This is a genomic window from Mameliella sp. CS4, from assembly GCF_019392335.1.
GTDB lineage: Bacteria > Pseudomonadota > Alphaproteobacteria > Rhodobacterales > Rhodobacteraceae > Antarctobacter.
In genome coordinates, this window is the sequence record NZ_JAHXRQ010000026.1 from 1 (window position 1) to 25,998 (window position 25,998).

Genomic DNA, 25,998 nt, shown 5'->3' on the forward strand with positions numbered 1-25,998 from the left:
GCGTTCCGGTACGACGATCCGGCGGAAATTACCGTCTCATCAAGAGTCCTGACGTCAAACATACTGCCCCCAAAAAAAGGATAAATTCACAGTAAATGCTGCACCCGCACAGTCACCGTTATTGAGCACGGGTTTATGCTAGCGTCGGTCGCGAAGTCAATTAACAAAACCTTAAAGGTCCCGGACCGAGTCCAAACCGGCACGATTTCGCACAATTTTGACGCGAAACAATGAATTCACATAAGATTCAACAACTTGACATGTATTTCTGTGCTGCCTTGGCAGTCAGATGATTCAAGACCCGATCAGCCGCCATTCAATTTTCAGCGGAGTTTCACCGCTATCCATGCGTTTTCACTTGCAGAAAAAACAACGTGATCCGCGACGTCCACAGCCATGCAAAGCATCCGCCAAGAACACCGGCACCCCGTAGATCAGGGGGGACGAAAACATCCTTACGCCTGCCCGGATTCTAGGCGTGGATATAGGTCACGCCATCCGCCTCGACCAATGCGGCTGACAGGACGCCGGTGGCATAGGCCCCGGTGTCGGTCGGGATTCGCCCCTGCTCGACTTTTGGCGATTCGGTGATCGTGTGACCATGCACCACCCAAAGCCCGTCGGTCCGGGGTCTGCGACGGAAATCGGGGTGCCCCCACAGGAAGTTCCCGCGCGGCTGTCCGGCAATCGGCTGCGCCGGATCCGCGCCCGCATGGACGACGACCACATTGCCTGTCTGCCATGTCAGCGGCAGCCCGCGCAGCCAGTTGATCGTGGCATCGCCCAGCGCCTCGGCCAGGCGGTCCCGCATCTCGACCCACTCGGCCTCGGGACGGTCGCCAAGAACCGGCGGCACGCGATAGCTGGCGAGGGTCTGCAACCCGCCATAGCGCAGCCAGCGCGGGCCATTGGCGACCGGATCATCCAGCGCGTCCAGCAGCATCTGTTCGTGGTTGCCCATGATGCAGTGCATCAGGTCGCCCGCCGCCTCGCTCAGCACCGTCATGCGGCGCAGGACGCGGGCGGTTTCCTCACCCCGGTCGACGTAGTCGCCGACCATGACCAGCAGCGCATCGGGGTGGGCCATCTTGTCCAGCCGATGCAGCAGGCGATCCAGGAGGCGGTCACACCCGTGCACGTCGCCGATGGCGAAAAACGGGGTTTCGGGACGAAGCGGTTCTTGCGGGGAGGGCATCCCTTGGGATGTCTGTTTGCGGTTGCGCAGAATCATGCCCCAAGATGTAAGTGTTTCCAACCGAACGGCAAAGCGGGAAGCGAACCAGGGCAAACACCTTTCTCGGGTATTCGGCATGGCTTTGCCGGTGTCGTTGCTCAAAATTCCCTTTGGGCGGGTTCTCTGGCCGGACGGTTCGCCGCATGATCGTGCCAGCGCCGCGTTCCAAAGCTGGCGTTAACCGCCCGGACCAAGAACATTTGCCTTGCGCGGACCGGGTGGCGACACTCCGTAGGCCAGACAACAAGAGCGACGAGGCGGCGCCATGATCTTTCTGACCGGCCTACTGGGCATGATGACAATCGGATCTCTGGCCTTCTTCGGTATCGGTTCCGGTGATGACGGCGATGGTGACGACGATGTCACCAAGACCCCCGAAGAGGACGGGCTCGGGGGCAATCCATCCGATATGCTGGATGACCTTCCCCTGCCCGACATGCCCCTGCCCGACATGCCCCCGCCGGGCGCAGGCCCTCAGACAGTCGAAGCACCCGCACCTGCCAGCCCCGATTCCGAGGACCCCGCTCTCGACGGCACCCGGGAAGTGACCGAGTTCGACGGAACCGAAGATTTCGACCTGCTCCCGGGCACCGAGGACAACGATCTTTTGCACGGCGATGACGGCAGCGACAGGCTGGATGGCGGCGCGGGCGCCGACACTCTCGAAGGCAATGCCGGGCCGGATGATCTGTACGGTGGCGCCGGGGATGACCTGCTGTCCGGCGGCAATGGCGAGGACACGCTGAATGGCGGCGATGACGCCGATGTCCTGCGCGGTGGCGCGCATGATGATGCGCTGCATGGCCGCGACGGCGCCGACACGCTGATGGGGGACAAGGGAGAGGACACGCTGTTCGGCGGTGGAGGCAACGATGTGTTGTCCGGCATCCACCTGGACGAGACGGGCGAGGATGACGACGAGGGAGATTTCCTCAACGGGGGCACAGGGGACGACACGGTTATCGCGGGCGATAGCGACGTGGTCTCGCTGGGGGCCGGGGCGGATGTGCTGGTCCTCGGCGAATGGATAACCGAGAGTGGCGCCGACATCCTCGACTACGATGACGAAGAGGATCAGCTGATGGTCGTCTACAACGACGACCTGCACGGCGACGAACCGGACCTCGCCATGCGCCCCAATGCCGAAAACCCGTCTGTGACGGAAATCCTGATGGGGGATGAGGTTCTGGCCACCCTGCCCACGGAGGACGCCCCGGACCTGGGCCAGATCGTCCTGATCGCGGAAAGCGCGCTGACCGACCTCGGGCTGGACATGGGCCCCGACATCGCCCAGATGCGACAGGCGGGCTGACGGCCCGACGCTGACGGCCCGACCCTGTGCGCCATTCCGGCCCGCGCCACCTGCGCGGGCCTTTTCGTATAACGTTGCAGTTTGCCGCACGGCTTACCGCATAAAAACAATTTAAAATAGCATCTTAAGTGCAATTTTTTGCCACACCTCCGCCCCGGGCGCGGCGCGCGCCAGTTCGAACCTGCCCCTCAAAGAGGGGTGAGTCATGGCGGCATTCAACATGTCCCTGGCATCGGCGACGGCCACGGGGACCTTTGTTCAGGACTATCATTTCGGCACCAACGCGCTGCACGAGATCAACATCGCCACCGATGGGGACATGCTGCCCCATGACGGGTTCATCGCGGCGGTGGATGCGCTGGACCTGACGCATCTGCGCTATCCCGGCGGCCATGCCGAGAACACGATCGACATCACGCGCCTGGACAACGGCCAGCTGCGCGCCGAGGTGCGCGCCTTCATGGACTGGGTGGTTGCCAACAGCACGCCCGGCCACATGATCCAGGTCACTTTCGTGCTGCCGACCAAGGTGGACATCCCCGCCGCCCAGATTGAGGCCTTCGTTTACCTGCTGCTGCAGGAGTACGGCGACCATGTCTCGGGACTGGAGATTGGCAACGAGTATTCCATCGGCAAGCGTGTCGACGGCTTTGACCGCAGCACACACCCAGAGGACATTCCCGACAGTGATTTCGTCTCATCCATGAACGAGACCGAATACGGGATCGCCGCGAACCGGGTCATCAACGCCGCGCAGGATGCCATCGACCGGCTGGCACGCGACCACCCGGACCTGGGCCACGACCCGGCCATCCTGCTTCAGCTGGGTGACATCAGCGGCGCTGGCAGCGCCTACAAGGGCAACGGCAACTGGGACGAGGCGAACGAGGCGATCCTGTCCTGGCTGGACCAGCGCGCGCTGGACGCGATCGACGGTGCCGTCGCGCATTACTACTACAACATCCAGCACACGGACTCGGTGGTCTTCGAGGATAGCAACCAGAAGGGGCGCAGCATCGACCTGCGCATCGACAATTTCAACATGCACCTCGGGCGCGAGGTGCCCGTCTACATCACCGAATGGAACGTCCTGAATTCCAACACGAACCAGCAGGGCATGGCCGCCGCCTCGACCCTGGTCGAGATGTTCGAGTTCATCGTGCAGGCGGACACCGCCGACGCCTTCATCTGGCCGCTGCAGCACCGCACCTCGAACACCATCGCCGGCAACCGCGGCGCCGAGGACATGGACCTGTCGGCGGGCGGCGGCGCCTTCCGGATGATGGCCGACAGCCTGCGCCCGGAAACCAGCGCGGAAACGGGGCATGTCGAACGCTTTGAGAGCATCGAGACCGCGTGGAACGGCAGCAGCGGCGAGGTCGAGATCAACTATTACGCCAGCCCCTATCACGACGTGATCTATGTCTCTCTGCGCGACCTCGATCCGGGGTCGATCACGCTGGACCTTGCGCCGTTCCTAGACGACGCCACGGGCGTGACGGTGACGCGGCTGACGATGGATCCCGCCTCTTCGGACGGATTGAGCGACCTGGCCGACGAGGATGGCCTGAACCGGATCGGACGGCGCTACATCGACGCCGAGGAACTGGCGGCCCTGTCGCAACTGGCCTTCTTCGACGAGACCAACAAGAACCATGTTCAGGACCTGGGCGGCGGCCAGTACCGCACCTACCTGCCGACCGCGACGGGCATCGTGGCGCTGGTCACCAATCCCCGGGACATCTCGGACTACTACTTTGCCACAGAGGTCGACGTGGCGCCGATGCTGGTGGACGTGCCGGGCGACCACCTGAACAGCGGCAGCGTCGGGCTGGCCATGCTGCCCTACGACGTGGCCCAGATCGTGATCGAAAAGAAATGGATCCAGGAGGGCTCCGCCGCGAACGAACGCCTGACCGGCGGAATCGGTCAGGACGTCATTCTGGGACGCGAGGGCAATGACACCATCGCGACCGGCGAGGGCGACGACACGGTCAAGGGTGGATACGGGGACGATCACCTCGACGCCGGTTCGGGGGCCGATTACATCGTCGCGGGCAGCGGCAATGATACCGTTCTCGGCGGCGCCGGGGGTGATCTGATCGTGGCGGGGACCGGCACCAAGACCATCCAGGGCGGCGGGGGCCAGGACACGGTGCGGCTGGACGGCGCGAGCGGCGGCTTTACGGCCAGTTTCAGCAACGGGGTCCTGCGGCTTCTCAGCGCCGATTCCGATGTCCGCCTTCAGGGGGTCGAGGTGCTGGACTTCGACAACCGGACCGTTTCCGTCACCGACTACCTCAACGAGATCGGCAGCGCCCCCGGCGGGATATACGGCACCTCGAACGATGACCTGCTGACCGGCACATCCGGCAACGAGATCATCAGCGGCGGCGCAGGCCGCGACATCCTGCTCGGCCACGGCGGACAGGACACACTGATCGGCGACGAGGGAGACGACCTGCTGATCGCCGAGGGGCGCGGGCTGTACGGAACCGAGTTCTCGGAACAGGTCTATCGCATCTACAACGCGGTCTTTGGCCGGGAACCGGATGTGAACGGGCACCAGTACTGGGTGCAACAGCTGGCCTCTTCGGCGATGACCCACGCCGAAGTGTCGGGGCATTTCATGTCCTCGCCCGAGTTCCAGCAGACCTATGGCACCACCACCGACGCGGAATTCGTCACCCTGCTGTACCAGAACGTCCTGTCCCGCGCGCCGGACCCCGCCGGCATGGCCTCATGGCTGGCTTCTCTCGACGGTGGCATGTCGCGCCAGATGGTTGTCCGGCATTTCGCCGAAAGCCCCGAGAACAAGGCCAGCACACAGGTGGCCCAGGCCGAATTCGACGGGCGTTGGGACGCGGCCAGCTGGTCGGATGACCTGTTCCGGCTCTACCAGGCCATGCTGGGCACAGAGCCTGACCCCGCCCAATTCCAGGACTGGATGCAGGCCCTGACAGAGGGCGCAACGATAGAGGATGCGGTAGCCGGTCTCATGGCCTTGCCCGCCTATCAATCCGGCCTCGGGGCGACGAGCGACGACCAGTTCGTCACCCGGCTTTATCGCAACCTCCTCGACCGCAGCCCCAACGGCGCCGAATTGGCCAGCTGGACGGCGGCGCTGGACGGCGGGCTGGACAGGTCGGCGGTGATCCTCAACCTCGTCGACAGTCCCGCGGCCATCGCGGCCAATGACGCGGCGGTGACGGCCTACATTCTGGGCCTCGGCCCCGATGACGTGCTGGAAGCCGGGACCGGCGACGATGTCCTGTCCGGGGGGCTTTACAGCGATACCTTCGTCTTTGACCGTGGCGACGACGGCACCCACCTTGTCACCGATCTGGAACGCTGGGACCGGGTGGACCTGTCCGACTTCGGCTATGCCGATGCCGATGCGGCGCTGGCCCGAATGTCCCAACAGGGCGATGACGTCATCTTTCAGGACCAGGGCGTCATCGTTGTCTTCGACGACCAGCAGCTGGACCAGATCACCACCGACATGATCCTTTACGCGTGACCGCGCTGCGGTCCCGACCGGGACCGGGCGCTTGACTCTCCTGCCGATCCTCGCCAATCCCGATTAAAACGCTCGGCCGGGTGAACGACCCGCGCCCAGAGGAGGCAGCCATGCAGCAAAGGCACCGCACAGTGACCGAGCGGCTACTATACGCCGTCGCCATCCTGATTGCGGCATTCTGCGCCCTGCCCCATATTGGCGTCCTGCTGGCCGCGGTCTCTGCCGAAAGCGATACGCTGGCCCATCTCGCGCAAACCGTGCTGGGCCGCTACACCGCGACCACGCTGATCCTGCTGACGCTGGTCTCTGTCGGGACGCTCTTTATCGGCACCGGGGCGGCCTGGCTTGTGGTCATGACCGACTTTACCGGGCGCCGCATCCTGGAGGTGGCGCTGGTGCTGCCGCTGGCCTTTCCGGCCTATGTCATCGCCTATGCCTATACGCATCTGCTGGACCATCCCGGCATTGTGCAAAGCACCCTGCGCGAGGTCACCGGATGGGGTCCGCGCGATTACTGGTTCCCGGAAATCCGGTCGACCGGGGGCGCGGCGGCCATGCTGATGCTGGTGCTGTATCCCTACGTCTACCTGCTGGCCCGAGCCGCCTTCATCGGCCAGAGCGCGACGACGATCTTTGCCGCCCGTTCGCTGGGCCGAACACCGCTGGGGGCCTTTTTCTCCGTCACCCTGCCGATGGCGCGCCCTGCCATTGCCGCCGGTGTCCTGCTGGCCGCGATGGAGACCATCGCCGATTACGGCACCGTCTCTTATTTTGGCGTCCAGACCTTTGCCACCGGCATCTATACCAGCTGGTTCTCGCTCGCCGACCGGGCGGGCGCGGCGCAGCTGGCGCTGGGGCTGCTGGCCTTTGCCCTGTTGCTGGCGGTGCTGGAACGCAAGAGCCGGGGGCAGGCGCGCTACCACTCGGGCCGACGCCGAGAGCCTGTGCCGCGCACCCCCCTGAAAGGCGGGTTGAACGCCGCCGCGCTGGCGGCCTGCAGCCTGCCGGTGCTGCTGGGGGCGCTGATCCCGGCGCTTGCCCTGCTGACGATGGCCATCGGAGCGGAGCAGGACATCCTCAGCCGCCGTTACATCCGCTTTATCGAGAATTCGCTGACACTGGCCACCGTGGCCGCGATCGTCACCGTGGGCGCCGCGGTCATCCTTGGCAGCATCAGCCGCATCCTGCCCGGCCGGCTGACCGGCACGGCGCTTTATGTCGGGCGTCTGGGCTATGCCGTGCCCGGCGGGGTGATCGCCGTCGGTCTTCTGGTGCCCTTCGCCGCCTTCGACAACGCGCTGGACAGCTGGATGCGGGAGACCTTCGACATCTCCACCGGGTTGCTCTTCACCGGCTCGATCTGGGTTCTGGTGGGCGCCTACATGATCCGCTTTCTGGCCGCCGCCATCGGCGCCTACGAAGGCGGGATTTCCACCGTCAGCCCCAACATGGACGCCGCCGCCCGCGTGCTGGGCCAGAACGCCGTCGGCACCGTGCGCCGCATCCACATGCCCCTGCTCAGGCCCAGCCTGCTGACCGCCGGGCTGATCGTCTTTGTCGACGTGATGAAGGAACTGCCCGCGACGCTGATCATGCGCCCGTTCAACTATGACACGCTGGCGGTACAGGCGCACCGGCTGGCCGCGGACGAACGGCTGGAAGGCGCCGCCGTGCCCAGCCTCGTGATCGCCGTGCTGGGTCTTCTGCCGGTGGTCCTGCTGATCCACCGGATGCGCAAAGAGGACTAGCCCTCGGGCATCCCCGCCTCGCGCATGACATCCAGCCAGCGCTCGGCGATGCCCTCGGGTTTCCAGTTGGGCGCCATCCGCGTGACCTCGACCCGCAGCGTGTGCCCCGGCTCGACCTCAAGGAAACGCGCCATCGCGGCGCGCGCCTCATCGGGCTTGCCCAGGCAGATCAGCAAGGCGGCCAGCGCCTTGTTCGACGGCGGCGGCGGCGAGGACATGCTCAGCATCGCCTCCAGCCCCGCCTCGCAGTCACCGCTTTGCCAATAGGCCCAGCCCATCTGCCAGCGCAGCCAGTCCCCGTGCAGCGGGTCCACCCGTTTCGCCCGTTCCAGCGCCTCGATCCCCTCCTCGGCCCGGCCCTCGTAGAGCAGGGGAATGGACATGGCGATCAGCACCAGCGAATCCGAGGGATTGAGCTCTGCCGCGCGCTTGTAATGCTCGATGGACTCGACATGGCGACCGCGCCGGGACAGCACCCGCGCCAGCGTGTAATGCGACATGTAGTTCCGGGGGTTCTTGCGCATGGCGATTTCCGCCAGCTCCTCGGCTTCGTCCAGAACATCCTCCATCGGGGTCATCCAACCCATGTTGCTGGCCGTGCCCAGCATCAGCGAGGTGCCGATATAGCCCCATTCGGACTCCGGTTCCTCGCGGATCGAGGTCCGCTCCAATGCGATGGCCTGTTCCCAGCGGGCGCGGCTGAGCTGGCTCATCAGCTTGCGCGCCTGCATGCCCCGCAACAGCGAATCCACGCCGCCCTCGCCGGTCCGGTCGGGCAGGTCGATCATCACCGTTTCGCCGACGACCGAGGCCACATGGCGCACGATCTCGTTCTGAACCGCAAACAGGTCGTCGAGATCGCGCTCGTACCGGTCTGACAGGATATGCGCGCCGGTGCCTGTCTCGATCAACTGGATGGTGACGCGCAGCCGCGTGCCGTCGAACTGCTGGCTGCCTTCCAGCACATAGCCCGCGCCCAGCACCCGACCGATCTCTCGCACGTCGGTCGGCATCTCGCGGAACTGGAAACTGGAATTGCGCGCGACCACCCGGAACTGCGGAAAGCGTGCCAGCTCGGTGATGATGCCCTCGGCCAGCGCGTCGCTCAGATAGCCCTGCTGCGGCTCCGGGCTCAGGTCCTCCAGCGGGAGCACCGCCAGAACCGGCGCGCGCGCATGGCTGTTGTTCTCGGGATAGAAGGCCATGACCAGGACACCGGCAAACAACAGGACAACCGCCAGCAGCAGCGGGAGGATGCGCTTGGGGGCCCCGGCCCGGGCCACTCCGGCACGGGGCGGAACGAACCGATAGCCCTTGCGCGGCACGGTCTGGATCACCTTGCGCTCGCGGTCGCCCAGCGCACCCCTGATCTCGGCGATGCATTGCACCAGGCTGTCATCGCCGACGGTCCGCCCGCCCCAGACCGCCTCGGCAAAATCCGCCTTCTCGATGGTGCGGTTGGGCGACGTGGCCAGCAACCGCAACACCTCGCGCGATTGCGGGCGCAGGTCCACCAGCGCGCCGGTGGGCGTCCGCAGCGCCCCGTCCGTGCCGTCCAGGGTGCAGTCCGAAGTTTCGAATTCGTAAATTTTCACCGGTTTTCGTTCGGTAAATCCATCACTTGGCTGGTCTCATCTTACCATACGTCAACCTGGCGCATTTCGCCAAGCGCAGGCGCGCCGCCACATGATTGGAGGAAGAGATGAGATTTTCGTTCTTGGCTGCCGCATTCGCGGCCCTGGCCGGCCCCGCCCTGGCGCATGACCCGATCTCATGGCAGGGCTCCACCATCCACGTCCTGCTCGACAAGGAGATGACAGGTGGCGAAATGGGGATGTTCACCACCCATTTCGTCGGCCCCGGTGGCCCGCCGCGCCATATCCACGACGACGCCGGAGAGGCCTTCTACGTGCTCGAGGGGGAAGCAGAGTTCCTCGCCGACGGCGAGGTGATGCCGGTCAAGGCCGGCGAGGCCGCCTTTGTCCAAAAGGGCGTGGATCACACCTTTCGCCTGACCGGCGAGAATGGCGGCAAGATCCTGGTGATCGTCGCCCCCGGCGGATTCGAGGGTTTCTTCGAGGCAACCAAGCACCTCAAGCTGCCCGACGACATGGACAAGCTGACCCGCATTTCCGAGGAGTTCGGCCAGATCTTCACCGGTCCACCTCTGGAATAGGCGCGCGGACAGAAAAAAGGCGGGGTCTCCCCCGCCTTTTCCACTCGGAACACTGGCCGGAGTTACTTCCAGCCCACCTCGTTAAAGATTTTCTGGGCGGTGGGGATCTGCTTGGCCACGGCCGAGAGATCCACGTCATCGGGCTTGAAGAAGCCCAGCTCGGCCACGGAGGGGCTCAGGCCCACGCCCGGCACGGCCGGGTATTCGTCATTGCCCGCCGAGAAGTATTTCTGCGCCTGGTCGCTCGCCAGGTACTCCAGGAACTTGATCGCATTTTCCTTGTTGGGCGCATGCGCGGCCACGCCGCCGCCCGACAGGTTCATATGCGCGCCGGTGCTGTCCTGGTTCGGAAAGACCCAGCCGATCATGTCGCGGCTGTCGCTGAGACCGTCGACCTCGGTCCGGATCGCCCGTGCGAAATAGTAGGTGTTCGACAGAACCACGTCGCATTCGCCCGAGACGATGCCGCGCAGCTGGTCGGTGTCGCCGCCTTGCGGATCGCGTGCGAAATTCGCCACGACACCTGCTGCCCAGTCACGCGCAGCCTCTTCGCCCATGTGTTCGACCAGTGCGGCCAGCAGTGTCTGCATATAGGCGTTGGTGCCCGAACGGATGCAGACCTGGCCCTTGAATTTCGGGTCGGCGAGATCCTGGTAGGTGGCCGGCGGCTCGGTCACGTCCTGCTTGTCGTAGAAGATGATCCGCGACCGCTGCGAAAAGCCGAACCACTCGTTTTCCGCATCCTGCAGGTAGCCGGGGACGCGGGTCTCCAGCACGGCGCTGTCGATCGGCTGCAGGACACCGGCGTCCTTGGCCCGCTCCAGGCGCGAGGTGTCGACGGTCAGCAGGATGTCGGCGGGCGAGTTGCGCCCCTCGGCCTGCATCCGCGCGATCAGCTCGTCGGCATTGCCCTCGATCCGGTTGATGATGATGCCCGTTGCATCCTCGAAGTCCGAATACAGACGTTCGTCCGTGTCGTAATGGCGCGACGAGTAGATGTTTACCTCGCCCTGCGCCACGCCCACGGTCGGGGCCAGTCCGGTCAGGGCAACAAGCGCCGCGGCGCCGAGTCCAGTCTTGAGGGTCATGCGTTTCTCCCTTCGATTAATTCCTTACTCTTTTACTCAATTACAGTTTCCAGCTTCGGATGCAAGCGGTCTCGGCGGATTTTGACATGGGCGGGATCAGCCGGGATCCCACCTCACCGCGCGGCAGCGGGTCACATTTAAACATTCGCATTCAAGTGTTTGCCCACCCCGGATACAAAAAGGGCGTGCAGGGCAGGGAAACCTCCGACATGGCCGAAATCGTCATCATGGAGGACGATGCGCATTTTGCCGGGCTCGTCGGGCAAAGCTTGACCGAAGCCGGGCACAGCGTGGCCATCGCCCCAACGGGCGAGGCCGCGCTCGAGATCGTCATGACCCGGCGAATCGACCTGGTCATCGTCGACATCCTGATCCGGGTGGACGGGGTCCTGTCGCCGGACGGCGGCCTGCTGTTGCTGACCCGGCTGCGCCAGCAGTCGCCCTCGCGGCCCTTCAGGACACCAAGGGACATTCCCGCAATCGCCATGGCCGGCGCCGTCAACACCCACTGGACCAAGGACCTGCTGAAGACGGCGCAAAGCTTTGGCGCGACAGAGACCCTGGGCAAGCCCTTTCCGCCGTCGCATCTGCTGGCGATTGTCGCGCGGCTGACCGGTAACTGCGGGCCGGTCTGACCTTTTCCGGTCAGGCCCGCTGCAAGGTGATCGTCAGGCCCGCCAGTTCGGCGCCTTTCAGGAAATAGGGCGCCACCCGCAGTTCCTGCACACCCCCGTCAACGTCAAAGGTTTCGCTATGCGTCTTTTGCAGCATCAGGACCTCGTTGCAGATATTCACCAGCTGAGGAAACCCCTCTGTCGGCAAGCTCACTTGGCTGATGTGGCCGAAATGCGTTCCGTGTTCCGTCAGGGCGAACAACTGGATCGCGTTGCACGAGGCGCTCTTGATGTTCAGCTTGGTGTCCAGCACCAGCAGGGGCATCGGCAGCGCTGCCTGGATCGCCGCGTGTTCGGCCACCAGGCCGTTGAGTTCCTCGGAGTTGATCAACAGTTCCTCGTTGACCGTGATCAGTTCCTCATTCGTGGATTGCAGCTCTTCGTTCGAGGTTTCCAGCTCTTCGTTGGTGGACTGCAGTTCTTCGTTGGTCGACTGCAATTCCTCGTTGGTGGATTGCAGTTCCTCGTTCGAGGCCTGCAGTTCCTCCATCGTGATCTGCAACGCCTCACGCGCATCCGCCAGTTCACGCTCGATATAGGCCAGGTAATCCGATGACTCGTGGTGCGCCTGGTCCGGCAGCACCGTCTCTTCGACAAGATCGGTCTCGATCGAGACCAATACCAGCACCGGGCGGTCCATCTTGATCGGGTAGCCGCGCAGGCGGACCCGGTTGAACCCGCGGCCCGCCATCTCGCGCCAGACGCCATTGCGGGGCTTGCCGTGTTTCAGGCAGAGCGGGATCAGGCTGGAGGCCTCCGCGGCGATCTCGGGTTTCAGCATACGGGTGGTCAACCGTCCACGCACGTCGTCGGTCACAGTGATAAAGGGGCTGATGTCGCCAAAAATGCGCAGCAGATCCTTCTGATCGTTGGCAAGAAACCCAAGCGGCGCCACAGACGCGGCAATGGTGCCGAATACCTCGCTGTCCTCCAGCGACTCGGACACGACATGCGACTTGCCATCCCGCTTTGTCGACTCGCCCCTGGCCGACATTCCGAAACGGGCCAGCTGCGTACGATCCAGAGATGCGCCCTTGCGCTTGCGGAACAGGCGAACACCCTCGCCCACCTTTTCGAAATAGGGTTCCAGCGCGCCGATCTGTTCGGACGCTCCGATGAATATCAACCCGCCCGGACGCATTGCGTACAACAGGCGTGACATCACCTTTTCCTGCAGCGCCGAGTTGAAATAGATCAGCGTGTTGCGAAAGCTGACAAGGTCGATGTCGCTGAACGGCGGATCATGAAAGACGTTGTGCTGCGAGAAGAGGATCATGTTGCGCACGTCCTGACACACCCGCAAGACACCATCGTGCGTGGTGAAAAAAGCCTCTGCCATCGACTGGGGCATATCGGCCGCGGCGCTGACCGGATAGGCGCCGGCGCGCCCGCGGGCCAGGGCCTGTGTGTCCAGGTCCGTGGCGATGATCTGAAAGGGCCGGGTCCCGTCGTGCGTGGAAAATCCCAGAAGATCGCACAGAATAAAGGCGATGGAATAGGCCTCTTCGCCTGTCGCGCAGCCGGGCACCCAGACCCGGATCGGGCGGGTCTCTGTCTGCTCTACATAGGTCCGCAAGGCATCGGCCAGCGCGTCGAACTGGTCGCGGTCCCGAAAAAATCGGGTGACCGAAATCAGCAGGTCGCGATAAAGCGAATCCAGCTCCTCGGGCGTGTCGCGGCAAAACTTGACGTATTCCCGGTAGCCCTCGAAGCCGCGCGCAATCATGCGCCGTTGAATACGCCGCCCCACGGTCTTTTCCTTGTAGTTTCGGAAATTCACCCGCGTGCGCACCTGCAAAAGGTGAAAGAGGTCGTCGAATTCCGTCGGCTGATCCATCTGCGCCTGCAGCGCCGCCAGGTCGCGCGGACGGCGCAGGATGGCATCCAGCTGGTCGCCGATCTGACCGGGGGACAGGATCAGGTCCACGCAGCCGGTTTCGATGGCCGAATTGGGCATCGTGTCATAGCGGGCCGAGGCCGAGTCCTGGGCGATGGTGATACCGCCCGCCTCGTGGATCGCCTGCACGCCATAGCTCCCGTCGCTGCCCGTGCCGGACAAAACGATCCCCACGCTCATCTCTCCGTACTGCTCTGCAATAGAAGCAAAAAGCCGGTCCGCCGAGGGTTTCGGCTCTGCCGCGCGGCCAGAGGGAGGGCGCAGGTGGACAGCGCCATTCTCGACCACCAGGTCGAACTTGGGGATCGGCACGTAGATCGTGTCCGGCTTCAGCGGCCTCGACTGGTCGACCGCCGCCACATTCAGCCGGATATCGCGCGACAGAAGGGTCGTCAGGACGCTTTCGTGGTGGGGCGACAGGTGCTGAGCCAGCACATAGGCGCAGCCCGCGTCGGTCGGCAGATGCTGGGCAAGCAGCGACATCGCCTCAAACCCGCCTGCGGACGCGGCAAGGCCCACAACCGTTTCAACATCCCTCGAAATGCTCATGTCTCAATATTTCTCATATTATTATCCGAAATAGGCCGAATGTTTGGCGCCAGGGAGCTATCAGCACCATTCCTTCACCCATTTTCAATCAAATCTGGAGTCAAATCCTTTAAAAACAGATGAACGAGAAAGCTCCCGGATGCAATTGCAGGAACTGTGCGTGCCCGAAGCAACACCCCCGCCGCGCTCAATCAAAACCCGGCTCAACAAATCCGAGCATGGGCAGGACTGGCGCGCCGTCAGCCTCCGGCTGCGGCCCCCGGAGCACGGTCAGAAACGGATTCTCGGCGTCGGGCTGGCCGTGATCGAGGACACCTCGGCAATAGCAGGTCGGCATTCAAACTGGCCCCGCCTCGCCTGACACATCCACGGACAGGGGCTGCGAACAGGGGGCCATCCTGCATGGCTCCCAAGACGCGTCCTGGGGCTGACCCGCTCGGTCAGCCGCCCGCGACGCGGTCGCTCAATACCCAGCTGTCCGGGCTTTCCCCGGCAAGTCGCCGCATGATGTCGCCGACCTCGTTCCAGCCGCGTTCAGACGCCGATTGCATCGGGCCGCCGCGCCAGCGCGGAAAGGCGTAACCGTGGATCTGCACCATGTCGACGGCGGAATCGCTTTCCGCGATGCCTTCCTCGACGATCCGCGCGCCCTCGTTGGCCAGCACGGCCAGGATGCGCGCCATGATCTCTTCGCGGTCAAAGCTGCGGCGCGTGATACCCTGCGCCTGCGCATAGTCCAGGATCACCTGTTCGACCTCTGCCGAGGGGCGCGGTTTGCGATCCCCTTCGGCGTAGTCGTACCAGCCCTTGCCGCTGCGCTGGCCCAGCCGGTCCATCTCGCACAGCTGGTCGGAAATCGTCACATAGCGCTGCGCCGGGTCGCGCGTCGCTGCCTGTCGTTTGCGGTTGGCCCATGAGATCTGAAGGCCCGTCAGGTCCTGCAGTTCGAACGGCCCCATCGGAAAACCGATCTCGCGTGCGGCGGCATCCACCTCTTGCGGCAGGGCGCCATCGGCCAGCATGTATTCCGCCGCCCGCCGGTATTCCGCCAGCATCCGGTTGCCGATGAACCCGTCGCAGATCCCCGCCAGGACCGAGACCTTGCGCAGCCGCTTGCCAAAGGCAAAGCCCGTCGCCAGCACCTCTGTCGAGGTTTCGGGCAGGGCCACGATTTCAAGCAGTTTCATCACATGCGCGGGCGAGAAGAAGTGCAGCCCGATGCAGCGCCCCTGGTTCTCGATACCGTCGAAAATCTCACGCGGGTCGATGTAGGACGTATTGGTGCCCAGGATGGCATCGGCCGAAACCACCTCTGCCAATTGCCGGAACACCGCGCGCTTGACCTCCAGATCCTCGAACACCGCCTCGACCGCCAGATCGACACCCGCCGCATCGGCGTATTCCGCCGTGGCCGTGAACCGGGCCTTCTGCTCTGCCGCCTTGGCCTCACTCAGCTTGCCGCGCTTCACGGCGCCGTCGATCAGCCCGGCAACGCGGTCCTTGGCGGCTGTTGCCGCCTCGGCGTCGCGCTCGATCAGCACCACCTCAAGACCGCCGCCAAGGCTCGCCGTGGCGATGCCCGCCCCCATCAGCCCGCCGCCGACAACCGCGATACGCTGCAACTCACGGGGCGCGGCGCCCGCCGCCGCCTTGGGCCGGGCCACCTCGCGTTCGGCAAAAAACGCATGGCGCAGGGCGCGGCTCTCGGCGCTCTGGCGCATCTCCAGGTGCAAGGCGCGTTCCTTGGGCTGGCCCTCGGCAAAGGGCAGATAGGCCCATTGCAAAGCATCGACGTTCAAGAGCGGCGACATCTGCCCGCGCGCGCGTTTCATCACCGCCGCCCGCTTGACCTCCAATGCGTCCGCCGCCAGCGGCTCGACCACGCGCTCGGACACCTTTTCGGGCCGCTCCGGCAGATCCGTGACAAAGGTCCGTGCCGCGGCCTGCAGATCCCCCTCGAACACAAGGTCCAGACCGCCCAGCGCCTTGAGCGCCTGCGCATCCAGCATCTGCCCCGAGGCCGCCATGTCGATGGCGGCTTCCATCCCGATCAGGCGCGGCGCGCGTTGCGTGCCGCCCGCACCGGGGATCAGGCCGACGTTGACCTCGGGCAGGCCAAAGCGGGTGCCTGCCTGCGCGATCCGCCAGGCACAGGCCATCGCGATCTCGAACCCGCCCCCCAGCACGGTTCCGTGCAGGACCGCCACAAAGGGCGTCTCGCTATCCTCGATCATCTGCACAACGTCGGGCAGATGCGGCTCGACCGGCGGCGCGTCGAACTCCGCCATGTCACCGCCCGCGACAAAGGTCCGGCCCGCCCCGGTCAGGATCGCGACGCGCGCGCCCTGAACCTCTTTTACGGCCTCGGCCAATCCGGCCCGCACCGCCGCGCTGGTGGCATTGACGGGCGGATTGTCGATGGTCACCCAGGCAAGGTCGCCTTCGCGGCTGACGGTAACGGGGCTGTCGGTTGTCATGGTCAAGGCTCCTCTCCTCGCCGCTGGCGCGGGCGTCTTGCGAGGGAGATAACCCAAACGTGCGGTCGGTTAAAGGATTTTAGGCAGCATACTGCGTAACAGCCTCGGCGATCGCCTTGCGGGTCGTCTCCGCGGCCTCCTCCTTGACCGGGCCGAAACCACGGATTTCCATGACCATCGCCGCGATCCGCGCCGCCTCGTCACGGTTGTCTGCGGTCAAACCGTTGACCAGCCGATCCAGCAGATCGCGGTATTCCCCGATCAGCGCCCGTTCCATGCGCCGTTCGGCGGTGCGACCAAAGGGATCGAAGGGCGTGCCGCGCAACCGTTTCATCCGCGCCAACTGGCGAAAGGCCACCTGCACCCAGGGGCCAAAGCTGCGTTTCAACGGGCGCCCGCGCGCATCCGTCCCCGAGGACAGCATCGGCGGGGCCAAGTGGTGACGCACGGTGAACTCGCCCTCGAACCGGTCTTTCAGCCCCTCCATGAAACCCGTCTGTGCGTGCAGCCGCGCCACCTCGTATTCATCCTTGTAGGACATCAGCTTGAACAGCCCCTTGGCCGCCGCCTCGGACAGCTTGCCCGGCGCGCCGGCCACGCGCGTTTCCGCCTCGATCACCTTTTGCAGGTCATCACGATAGCGCCGTGCCCAGCGGCGGCTCTGGTACTCCGCCAGGAAATCCGCCCGCCGGTCGATCATCTGCTCCAGCGTCATCACAGGCCGCGCCTCGATCCCTGCGATCCGCTCCACGCCCGCGTGGTCCGTGACGGCAACCCGCCCCCAGGCAAAGGCTTGTTTGTTGAGGTCCGGCTTGACCCCGTTCAGTTCAATCGCCCGCATCAAAGCCGCCTCGGTGAGCGGCACCAGCCCCGCCTGCCAGGCCGCCCCCAGCATCAGGACGTTGGCAAAGACCGTATCCCCCAGCAGCGCCTCTGACAGCGCATTGGCATCCAGCGATTGCAGCGCGGCACCGTCCACGGCCTGCGAAATCCGCGCCAGCCGCTCACCCGGGTGCAAGTCCGCATCCCGGTTGCGGGTGAAATCCCCGGTCGGCATCAGCGCCGTGTTCACCACCGCCCGCGTATGCCCCGCCCGGTAGGTCATCGAGGCCTTGGGCGAGGAACTCACCACAAGATCACAGCCGATCAGCGCATCCGCGCTGCTGGGCTCGATCCGCGCCTGGTTGACCTCTTCGGGCCGCGCCGACATGCGCAAATAGCTGAGAACCGGCCCGAACTTCTGCGCAAACCCCATGAAATCCAGCACGCTGGCGCCGCGCCCTTCGAGGTTGGCAGCCATCGCGATCAACTGGCCCACGGTCACGACGCCCGTGCCGCCAACCCCGGTCACAAGGATATCCCAGGGCGCGTCCAGCGCGGGCAGATCCGGCGCCGGCAGCTTGGCCACCATCTCGTCCAGCTGCGCTTCGGACACGCCCCGCCCTTTCTTCAGCGTACCGCCCTCGACGGTGACGAAGCTGGGGCAAAACCCGTTGAGGCAGGTGAAATCCTTGTTGCAGGAGTTCAGGTTGATCTGCCGCTTGCGACCGAATTCCGTTTCCAGCGGCTCGACACTCAGGCAATTCGACTCCACGCCACAATCACCGCAGCCTTCGCAGACCAGCGCGTTGATGACAGCGAACCGCTTGGGATCCTCCATCTTGCCGCGCTTGCGCAACCGGCGCTTTTCCGTCGCGCAGGTCTGTTGGTAGATCAGCACCGTGGTGCCGGGCACCTCGCGCAACTCGCGCTGCACGCGGTCCATCTCGCGCCGGTGCTCGATCTCGACGCCTGCCGGGAAGTCGCCCTTGCGGAAATTCTCCGGCTGGTCCGAGACGACGACGACCTTTTTCGCCCCTTCGGCCAGCACCGTATGCGCAATCGCCTGCACGGAAATCGGCCCGTCCACGACCTGCCCGCCGGTCATCGCCACCGCGTCGTTGAAGAGGATCTTGAAGGTGATGTTGGTGCCTGCCGCAATCGCCTGCCGCACCGCGAGCGACCCCGAGTGGTAATAGGTCCCCTCGCCCAGGTTCTGGAACACATGAGCATTCCCGTTGAACTTCGACCGCGCAACCCAGTTGACGCCCTCGCCGCCCATCTGGATCAGGGAGGTCGTGTTGCGGTTCATCCAGCTGGCCATGAAGTGACAGCCGATCCCCGCCAGCGCCTGGCTGCCCTCGGGCACCTTGGTCGAGGTGTTATGCGGACAGCCCGAACAGAAATAGGGCGTACGAGCCGCCCCCGGCACTTCGATCAGGGTCGGGGGCGGCACCAGCGCCTCGGCACGTTCCGTGAGCGATGTGCCAAGATTCAGATCCAGTCGTTTCGCGATGATCCGCGCCAGCATCACGGCGCCCAGTTCATGCGTCCAGGGGATCAGCCGCTCGCCGTGCTCATCCCGCTTGCCGACCATGCGGTCGGGCTTTTGCCCGGGGAAGTCGTAGAAATACTCTTTCAGCTGGCTTTCGATGACCCCGCGCTTTTCCTCGATGACCAGCAGTTCCTGCTTTTCATGGGCGAAGCCCAGCGCCCCGCGATCTTCCAGCGGCCAGACCATGCCGACCTTGTAAAGGTCGATGCCCAGCTCGCGCGCGACACCCTCGTCGACCCCCAGAAGGCGCAGCGCCTCCAGCGTGTCCAGATGCGCCTTGCCGGTGGTCACGATGCCGAACCGGGCCTCGTGCCCCCATTCCGCCCGGTCGATGGGATTGGCGCGGGCAAAGGCCAGAACGGCGTTTTTCTTGGCCTCCATCCGCTCTTCGATCTGCATCCCCGGCAGATCGGGCCAGCGGTAATGCAGCCCATCCTTGGGCGGCGTGAACTCCGGCGCGACAAACGCCCGGTCCGCGGGCAACTCCACCGACATGCCGGATTCCACCGTCTCGGAAATCGCCTTGAAACCGACCCACATGCCGGAAAAGCGCGACAGCGCGTAGCCCCATTCACCAAAAGGCAGGAACTCACCCACGTTGGCCGGGTTCAGCGTCGGCATGAAGAAATTCATGAAGGCCACATCCGACTGGTGCGGCATCGAACTCGACACGCATCCGTGGTCGTCGCCCGCCACCACCAGCACGCCGCCATGTGGAGAAGACCCATAGGCATTGCCATGTTTCAGAGCGTCAGCGGCCCGGTCCACCCCCGGCCCCTTGCCGTACCACAGGCCAAAGACCCCCTCGCAGGTCTTGTCGGGGTCGGTCTCCACCTGCTGAGTGCCGATCATCTGGGTCGCGCCCAGTTCCTCGTTGATCGCGGGCAGGAAGGTGATCCCGGCCTCTTCGACCAGCTTGGCATGCCCGGCCACTTCCAGGTCAACGCCGCCCACCGGAGAGCCGCGATAGCCCGAGATATAGCCCCGCGTGTCCAGCCCCCGCGCCCTGTCACGCCGCGCCTGGTCCAGCGCGATCCGCAGGATCGCCTGTGTCCCGGTCAGGAACACCCGGCCCTCGGTGCGGGTATAGCGGTCTTCCAAGGCGTAATCGGTCAGAATCGGCGTCTGGTCCGTCATGGCATCCTCCCTGTCGCGGATCGGGGGATTTTTACCTGTTTCTCTGAAAAAGACCTTCCAATCTCTCAGAGATGGGTCACATCTTGCAGTAAACCGTTCACTCTTAGGCCAATTAGCGAACCAGATGTCTCAACTCTCGGATCTCGACCGCCGCATCCTTGCCGTCCTGCAAAAGGACGCCTCCGGCAGCATGCAGGACCTGGCCCACAGGGTGAACAGTTCCCCCGCCACCTGCTGGCGCCGCCTGCGCGCGCTCGAGGATCGCGGCGTGATCGGACCGCCGGTGCGCCATGTCGATCCGGCTGCCGTGGGGCGCGGCATGGATGCCTTCGTGCAGGTCCGTATGAAATCCCAGGACGCCGCCGCTCGCGCCGACTTTCAGCGCGCGATGGAGGCGGAAGCCGCGATCACCGAGGTCTACTCGATCTCCGGCGAATGGGATTACCTGCTGCATCTCCTGGTGCGCGACATCGCCGACCTGGAATCGATCCTGATGCGCCACGTGCTGGAACATGAAAACGTCGCCGGCACCGCGACGATGTTCGTCCTGCGCCGGATCAAGCAGGGCACCGAGATCCCCCTCTCGCCCTGACACCCGCCAGTGCCTGTTCCCTGGTGAGTCACAAAGCGGCCAACGCGCCGCATGGCGCGTTCAGCGGGACGGTGGGCGGGGCGACGTCGCGGCAAAGCCGCGACAAGCGCCGTCCGTCGTCCCGGCTCATCCCGCCTCTTCCGCCGCCGCCACGTTGCGCTTGACCGCCAGGAAACTGTCCGGCGTCACCGAAATCGATGTGATCCCCGCCTGAACCAGCAGCCGCGCAAACCCCGGATCGTTCGACGGCGCCTGACCGCAAAGCCCGATCTTGCGCCCGGCCGCGCGGGCCTTGGAAATCACCGTCTCGATCATCCACAAAACCGCCGGATCCCGCTCGGAAAACAGCTCCGCCAGGGCCTCGGAATCCCGGTCGATCCCCAGTGTCAACTGTGTCAGGTCGTTCGAGCCGATGGAAAACCCGTCGAACCGCTCGGCAAACCGTTCCGCCTCGATCACGTTCGAGGGGATCTCGCACATGACGTAGACCTCCAGCCCCGCCTTGCCGCGTTCCAGCCCCTGCGAGGCCATGACCTCCAGCACCCGGTCCGCCTCGCCCACGGTGCGGCAAAAGGGGATCATGATCACCACGTTGTCGAACCCCATTTCCTCGCGCAGGTGCCGGATGGCCCGGCATTCCAGTTCGAACCCGTCGCGATACCCTTCCGAATAGTACCGAGAGGCGCCACGGAACCCGATCATCGGGTTCTCCTCGTCCGGCTCAAAGGCGCGCCCGCCCAGCAGGTCGGCATATTCGTTGGTCTTGAAATCGCTCATCCGTACGATGACCGGGCGCGGATGCCAGACCGCCGCGATGCGCGCCAGACCCCGCGCCAGCGTTTCGACGAAATACCCGGTGCGGTCGTCGTATCCCCGTGTCAGCGCATCGATCGCCGCGCGGTCCTCGTCAGAGGTGAGTTGATCGTAGCGGGTCAGCGCCAGCGGATGCACCCTGACCTCGTTCGAGACGACGAATTCCATCCGCGCCAGCCCGACACCATCCGCCGGCAGCCGCCACCAGCGCGCCGCGGTCGAGGGGTTGGCAAGGTTCAGCATGACCTGCGTGCGGGTCTCGGGGACATGGGCCAGGTCCAGCTCCTCTACCGTCACCTCCGCCTCACCGGCATAGATCACCCCCTCCTCGCCCTCGGCGCAGGAGACGGTGACCTGTTGCTGGTCGTGCAGGACATGGGTCGCGTTGCCGGTGCCGACCACCGCCGGAACACCCAGTTCGCGGCTGACGATGGCCGCATGAGAGGTCCGCCCGCCGTGATCCGTGACAATGGCGGCGGCCCGTTTCATCACCGGCACCCAGTCCGGGTCCGTGGTCGACGTCACCAGAACCGCCCCGTCGACAAAGCGGTCGATGTCCGCCGCGCTCTCGATGATGATGACCTCGCCGCTCGCCACCGCCCCGCCGACGCTGAGCCCGGTCAACAGTGTCTCGCCATGCGCGCCCAGCGTGTAGCTTTTCATGGCACCCGCATCCCGGCGCGACTGCACCGTCTCGGGCCGCGCCTGCACGATATACAGCTGCCCGTCGATCCCGTCGCGCGCCCATTCCATGTCCATCGCACAGCCATAATGCCGCTCGATCTCGACCGCCGCGCGGGCCAGTTCCAGGATCTCGCCGTCGGACAGCACGAAACTCTCACGCTCCGCCTTCGAGGTCGGCACGTTGCGCGTCGCCGCGCCCTCGCCCGTGCCGTAGATCATCTTGATCTCTTTCGCGCCCAGCGCCTTGTGCGTGATGGGCACCAGGTCGGGCCGGTCGAGGAAAGGCTTGTAGACCTGGTATTCATCCGGGCTGACCGCGCCCTGCACCACGTTTTCGCCCAAGCCCCAGGCGGCGTTGATCAGCACCGTCTTGTCAAAGCCGCTTTCGGTGTCGATCGAGAACATCACCCCCGACCCGGCGATATCCGACCGCACCATCAGCTGCACGCCAATGGACAGCGCCACCTCCAGGTGATCGAAGCCGTTGATCTCGCGGTAGGTGATCGCCCGGTCGGTGAACAGCGAGGCATAACAGCGGCGGCAGGCCATCAGCAGCGCGCGCTCGCCCTCGACGTTCAGAAAGGTTTCCTGCTGGCCCGCGAAACTGGCGTCCGGCAGGTCTTCGGCGGTGGCGGATGACCGCACGGCGACAGAGGGATTTTCCCGCCCCACCCTGTGGCCGAGGTCCCGGTAGGCCTCCAGGATGTCGGCCTCGATCTGCGGCGGAAAGGCCCCGGTGGCCAGAGTCTCGCGGATTGCGCGGCCCGCCTGCGCCAGCGTCTTGCACCCCTCGCCCAACGCCGCCAGTTCGTCCCGCAGCACATCGCCGAACCCGTTCGCCTCGATGAAGGCGCGATAGGACGCCGAGGTTGTGGCGAAACCGGGCGGCACGCGGATGCGACTGGCATCCAGCGATTGCACCATCTCGCCCAGCGAGGCGTTCTTGCCCCCCACCAGCGCCACGTCCCCGCGCCTGAGATGCTCGAACCAGATCAGGGTGCGCGTCTCGTCCGTGTCCTTGTCAGCCATCGGGTCCTCCTCCCCTCGGAATGCCCGAAGGGTAGAGGAAGCGCTCTGCGCTTCGTTGATTCAGGTCAACGCGCCGCCACCGACAGGCCCCGCGCCCGCGACCGGCGGGCATATTTCACCAGTTCCGGCACCAGCAGCAGCGGCAGCGCCAGCGCCCCCAACAGGCCCAGCTGTTCTCCGCTCAGCGGCACGGTGTGCAGCAGGTGCTGCAGCGGCGGCCAGTAGATCGCGGCCACCTGCATCGCCATCGTCACCGCAAAGGCCAGCAGCAGGGGGCGGTTGGACAGATACCCGATTCGCGACATCGGCAGCCGGAACGACCGAAAGGCAAAGACGCTGGCCTTTTCAAAGACCACGATGCCCGCAAAGGCCATGGTGCGCGCCAGGTCCTCTCCCTGCCCCAGGTGGCTGTAGAACAGCCAGAGGCTGACACCCCCGGTGTACAGGCCGAAACAGGCGATCATCATCAGGCCCGGCAGGTCGAGGATCGGGTGATCCCCGGGCACCGGCGGCTGATCCATCTGGTCGGGCGCCGGTTTTTCCATGCCCAGCGCCACCGCCGTCACCCCGTCGGTGACAAGGTTCATCCACAGGATCTGCGTCGCCAGGAAGATCAGCGGCCCGCCAAGGAAGAGGTTGGCCACGATGGCCAGCACCTCGCCCGCGTTGGATGACAGCAGGTAACGGACGAAACGCTGGATGTTGGAAAACTGGCGGCGGCCCTCTTCGACCGCGCCGACGATGGTGGCGAAATTGTCGTCCAGCAGCACCAGGTCGCTGGCGTCCTTGGCCACGTCCGTGCCGCGATGGCCCATCGCGATGCCGATATCGGCCTGCCGCAGCGCGGGCGCGTCGTTGACCCCGTCCCCGGTCATCGCAACCAGATTGCCGCTTTGTTGCAAGGCGCCGACCAGCCGCATCTTGTGAGCCGGGGCGGTACGGGCGAAATGAACGTTGCCTTTCAGCACCTCGTGCAGGTCTTCCTCGGACAGCCGGTCAAGATCGTCCCCGATCAGCATGCGATCGACCTGCAGCCCGATTTCGCGCGCGATGGCCGCGCCGGTCAGGGGCGCGTCCCCGGTGATCATGACCACCCGGATGCCCGCACGGCGGCACAGGCCCACCGCCTGTTTCACCTCGGCGCGTGGCGGGTCGATCATCCCCACCAGCCCGAGAAAGACCAGCCCTTCCTCCCCGGCCAGAGGGTCCTCGACCCTGCGCATCGCCAGCCCAAGCAGCCGCCGCCCGTTCGAGGCCATCTCGGCCGCGACGCCTTCGATCTCGGCCCGCCGCGCCGGGGTCAGGGGTTCGGGGTCGCCGCCCGCCCCCTGCACCCGGGTGCAGACGTCCAGCACCATTTCCGGCGCGCCCTTGACCATCTGCACCAGCGCCCCGCCACGCCGCATCACCACGCTCATGCGCTTGCGTTCGGCGTCAAAGGGGATTTCGGCCAGCCGGTCGGCCGGGTTCGGCAGCTCGGCCCAGCCCTTGAACCCCAGCGTGACCAGCGCGCCCTCGGTCGGGTCGCCGACCATGTGCCAGCCCGCCTCGCGGTGGCCCAGTTCGGCATGGTTGCAGGACAGGCCCACGTCGATCAGTTCGGCCAGCCGGGGATCGTCCGCCGCGCGCACCCGGCCGCCCTCCGCCGCGATGTGGCCCGCCGGATCATAGCCGGTGCCCGTCACATCGTAGCTGCGCCCCGGCGTCCAGATCCGCGTCACGGTCATGGCGTTTTCCGTCAGCGTGCCGGTCTTGTCGGTGCAGATCACCGTCGCCGCGCCCAGCGTCTCGACCGCCTGCAACCGCCGCACCAGTGACTGCCGCCGCAGCATCGCCGAGGCGCCCAGCGCAAGGGTGATCGTCACCACCGCCGGCAGCCCCTCGGGCACCATCGCGACGGCCAGCGCGATCGAGGTCAGGAACATCTCGTGCAAGTCGCGCCCCGACATCAACCCGGCCGCCAGCACCAGCCCCGCCAGCCCCAGCGCCATGCCCCCCAGAAGGCGCGCCAGCCGCGCAAGCTGGGCCTGCAAATGGGTTTCGCCCACGTCGATCGAGGCGGTCAGCTCGGCGATATGGCCGAATTCCGTCCGTGGCCCGGTGGCGCGTACAACGCCCTCGGCCCGGCCCGCCACAACGTTCGACCCCATGTAAAGCGGCACGTCCTCGTCGCCCGTATGCTTGTCCACGGGCACCGATTCCCCGGTCAGGATGCTTTCGTCCACCTTCAGCCGCATGCCCGAGGTCAGCACCAGGTCGGCAGGCACCTTGTCGCCGCTGTCGAGGATGACCAGGTCGCCCGGCACGATCTGGCGCGTGTCGATCATCACCTGCGCCCCGTCGCGCACCACCCGCGCCTCGGTCGCCAGCATGTTCCGCAGCGCCGCCAGCGCCGTTTCCGTGCGCCATTCCTGCACGAAGCCCAGCAACCCGTTGAGCAACACCACCAGCACGATGGCCACGGCATCCACCGTCTCGCCCAGCGCGGCGGCGATCCCGGCGGCGACGATCAGCATCACGATCAGCGGGCTGGTGAACTGCCGCGCCAGGATCACCCAGCGCGAGACGGGTTTCCGTTCGGCCAGCTGGTTCGGACCGACCTCGGCCAGCCGCTCTGCCGCCTGTGTGGACGTCAGCCCAAAGGCTGCCCCGCCAGTGTCCCCTGCCATGCTGCACCTCGTTTGTCTTGTTCAG

General features: G+C 65.2%; 15 protein-coding genes. 7 read left to right on the plus strand and 8 right to left on the minus strand.

All coding sequences use genetic code 11. The features are described 5' to 3' along the window. Positions 1-472: 472 nt before the first annotated feature. On the minus strand, positions 473-1,195 hold the full coding sequence (locus KZZ07_RS22405) for a metallophosphoesterase (protein WP_219517505.1): 723 nt from the start codon (positions 1,193-1,195) through the stop codon (positions 473-475). 304 nt (positions 1,196-1,499) lie between these two features. On the opposite strand from KZZ07_RS22405, the gene KZZ07_RS22410 reads away from it, so the two are divergent. The 3 genes from KZZ07_RS22410 to KZZ07_RS22420 all read left to right on the plus strand — a co-directional run bounded on the left by KZZ07_RS22410 (position 1,500) and on the right by KZZ07_RS22420 (position 7,814). Beyond that, complete coding sequence (locus KZZ07_RS22410; protein WP_219517507.1) at positions 1,500-2,546, plus strand: calcium-binding protein; 1,047 nt, start codon at positions 1,500-1,502, stop codon at positions 2,544-2,546. 205 nt (positions 2,547-2,751) lie between these two features. Continuing rightward, entirely contained in the window at positions 2,752-6,066 is a 3,315-nt protein-coding gene (locus tag KZZ07_RS22415) for a DUF4214 domain-containing protein (protein WP_219517509.1), read from the plus strand. Between the two features lie 110 nt (positions 6,067-6,176). Further along, positions 6,177-7,814 (plus strand): ABC transporter permease, encoded by a 1,638-nt coding sequence (locus KZZ07_RS22420; RefSeq protein WP_219517511.1) that lies wholly within the window; start codon positions 6,177-6,179, stop codon positions 7,812-7,814. On the opposite strand, the gene KZZ07_RS22425 is transcribed toward KZZ07_RS22420, so the two are convergent. Then, a complete protein-coding gene (locus KZZ07_RS22425) occupies positions 7,811-9,409 on the minus strand; it encodes a winged helix-turn-helix domain-containing tetratricopeptide repeat protein (RefSeq protein ID WP_219517514.1) in 1,599 nt (532 codons plus the stop codon). The genes KZZ07_RS22420 and KZZ07_RS22425 overlap by 4 nt on opposite strands. A 107-nt stretch (positions 9,410-9,516) precedes the next feature. On the opposite strand from KZZ07_RS22425, the gene KZZ07_RS22430 reads away from it, so the two are divergent. Then, entirely contained in the window at positions 9,517-9,990 is a 474-nt protein-coding gene (locus KZZ07_RS22430; RefSeq protein ID WP_219517517.1) for a cupin domain-containing protein, read from the plus strand. A 62-nt stretch (positions 9,991-10,052) separates the two neighbouring features. On the opposite strand, the gene KZZ07_RS22435 is transcribed toward KZZ07_RS22430, so the two are convergent. After that, positions 10,053-11,078, minus strand: coding sequence for a Fe(3+) ABC transporter substrate-binding protein (locus KZZ07_RS22435; RefSeq protein WP_219517525.1), 1,026 nt, complete (start codon positions 11,076-11,078; stop codon positions 10,053-10,055). A 209-nt stretch (positions 11,079-11,287) separates the two neighbouring features. Between KZZ07_RS22435 and KZZ07_RS22440 the strand changes: the two genes are divergently transcribed. Further along, positions 11,288-11,713 (plus strand): response regulator, encoded by a 426-nt coding sequence (locus tag KZZ07_RS22440; protein WP_219517527.1) that lies wholly within the window; start codon positions 11,288-11,290, stop codon positions 11,711-11,713. A gap of 10 nt (positions 11,714-11,723) precedes the next feature. Here the strand turns inward: KZZ07_RS22440 and KZZ07_RS22445 are convergent, their stop codons facing one another. Further along, positions 11,724-14,198 carry a chemotaxis protein CheB gene (locus KZZ07_RS22445; RefSeq protein WP_219517529.1) on the minus strand — a complete coding sequence of 825 codons (2,475 nt, stop codon included), beginning with the start codon at positions 14,196-14,198 and terminating at the stop codon, positions 11,724-11,726. A gap of 139 nt (positions 14,199-14,337) precedes the next feature. On the opposite strand from KZZ07_RS22445, the gene KZZ07_RS22450 reads away from it, so the two are divergent. Beyond that, positions 14,338-14,559 carry a hypothetical protein gene (locus tag KZZ07_RS22450; protein WP_219517531.1) on the plus strand — a complete coding sequence of 74 codons (222 nt, stop codon included), beginning with the start codon at positions 14,338-14,340 and terminating at the stop codon, positions 14,557-14,559. A 79-nt stretch (positions 14,560-14,638) separates the two neighbouring features. Here KZZ07_RS22450 and KZZ07_RS22455 read toward each other — a convergent pair whose 3' ends face one another. Beyond that, positions 14,639-16,675 (minus strand): FAD-dependent oxidoreductase, encoded by a 2,037-nt coding sequence (locus KZZ07_RS22455; RefSeq protein ID WP_219517533.1) that lies wholly within the window; start codon positions 16,673-16,675, stop codon positions 14,639-14,641. Between the two features lie 79 nt (positions 16,676-16,754). Continuing rightward, entirely contained in the window at positions 16,755-20,186 is a 3,432-nt protein-coding gene (locus KZZ07_RS22460) for an indolepyruvate ferredoxin oxidoreductase family protein (protein WP_219517541.1), read from the minus strand. A gap of 124 nt (positions 20,187-20,310) precedes the next feature. Here KZZ07_RS22460 and KZZ07_RS22465 point away from each other — a divergent pair, with 124 nt between their 5' ends. Continuing rightward, positions 20,311-20,778 carry an Lrp/AsnC family transcriptional regulator gene (locus tag KZZ07_RS22465; protein WP_219517543.1) on the plus strand — a complete coding sequence of 156 codons (468 nt, stop codon included), beginning with the start codon at positions 20,311-20,313 and terminating at the stop codon, positions 20,776-20,778. A 126-nt stretch (positions 20,779-20,904) separates the two neighbouring features. Here the strand turns inward: KZZ07_RS22465 and ppsA are convergent, their stop codons facing one another. Continuing rightward, positions 20,905-23,304, minus strand: a complete 2,400-nt coding sequence (gene ppsA / locus KZZ07_RS22470) for a phosphoenolpyruvate synthase (RefSeq protein WP_219517544.1) — start codon at positions 23,302-23,304, stop codon at positions 20,905-20,907. 65 nt (positions 23,305-23,369) lie between these two features. Next, the gene (locus KZZ07_RS22475) at positions 23,370-25,973 is read right to left on the minus strand and encodes a cation-translocating P-type ATPase (protein WP_219517545.1); all 2,604 of its coding nucleotides are present in this window, start codon (positions 25,971-25,973) and stop codon (positions 23,370-23,372) included. Positions 25,974-25,998 lie beyond the last annotated feature (25 nt).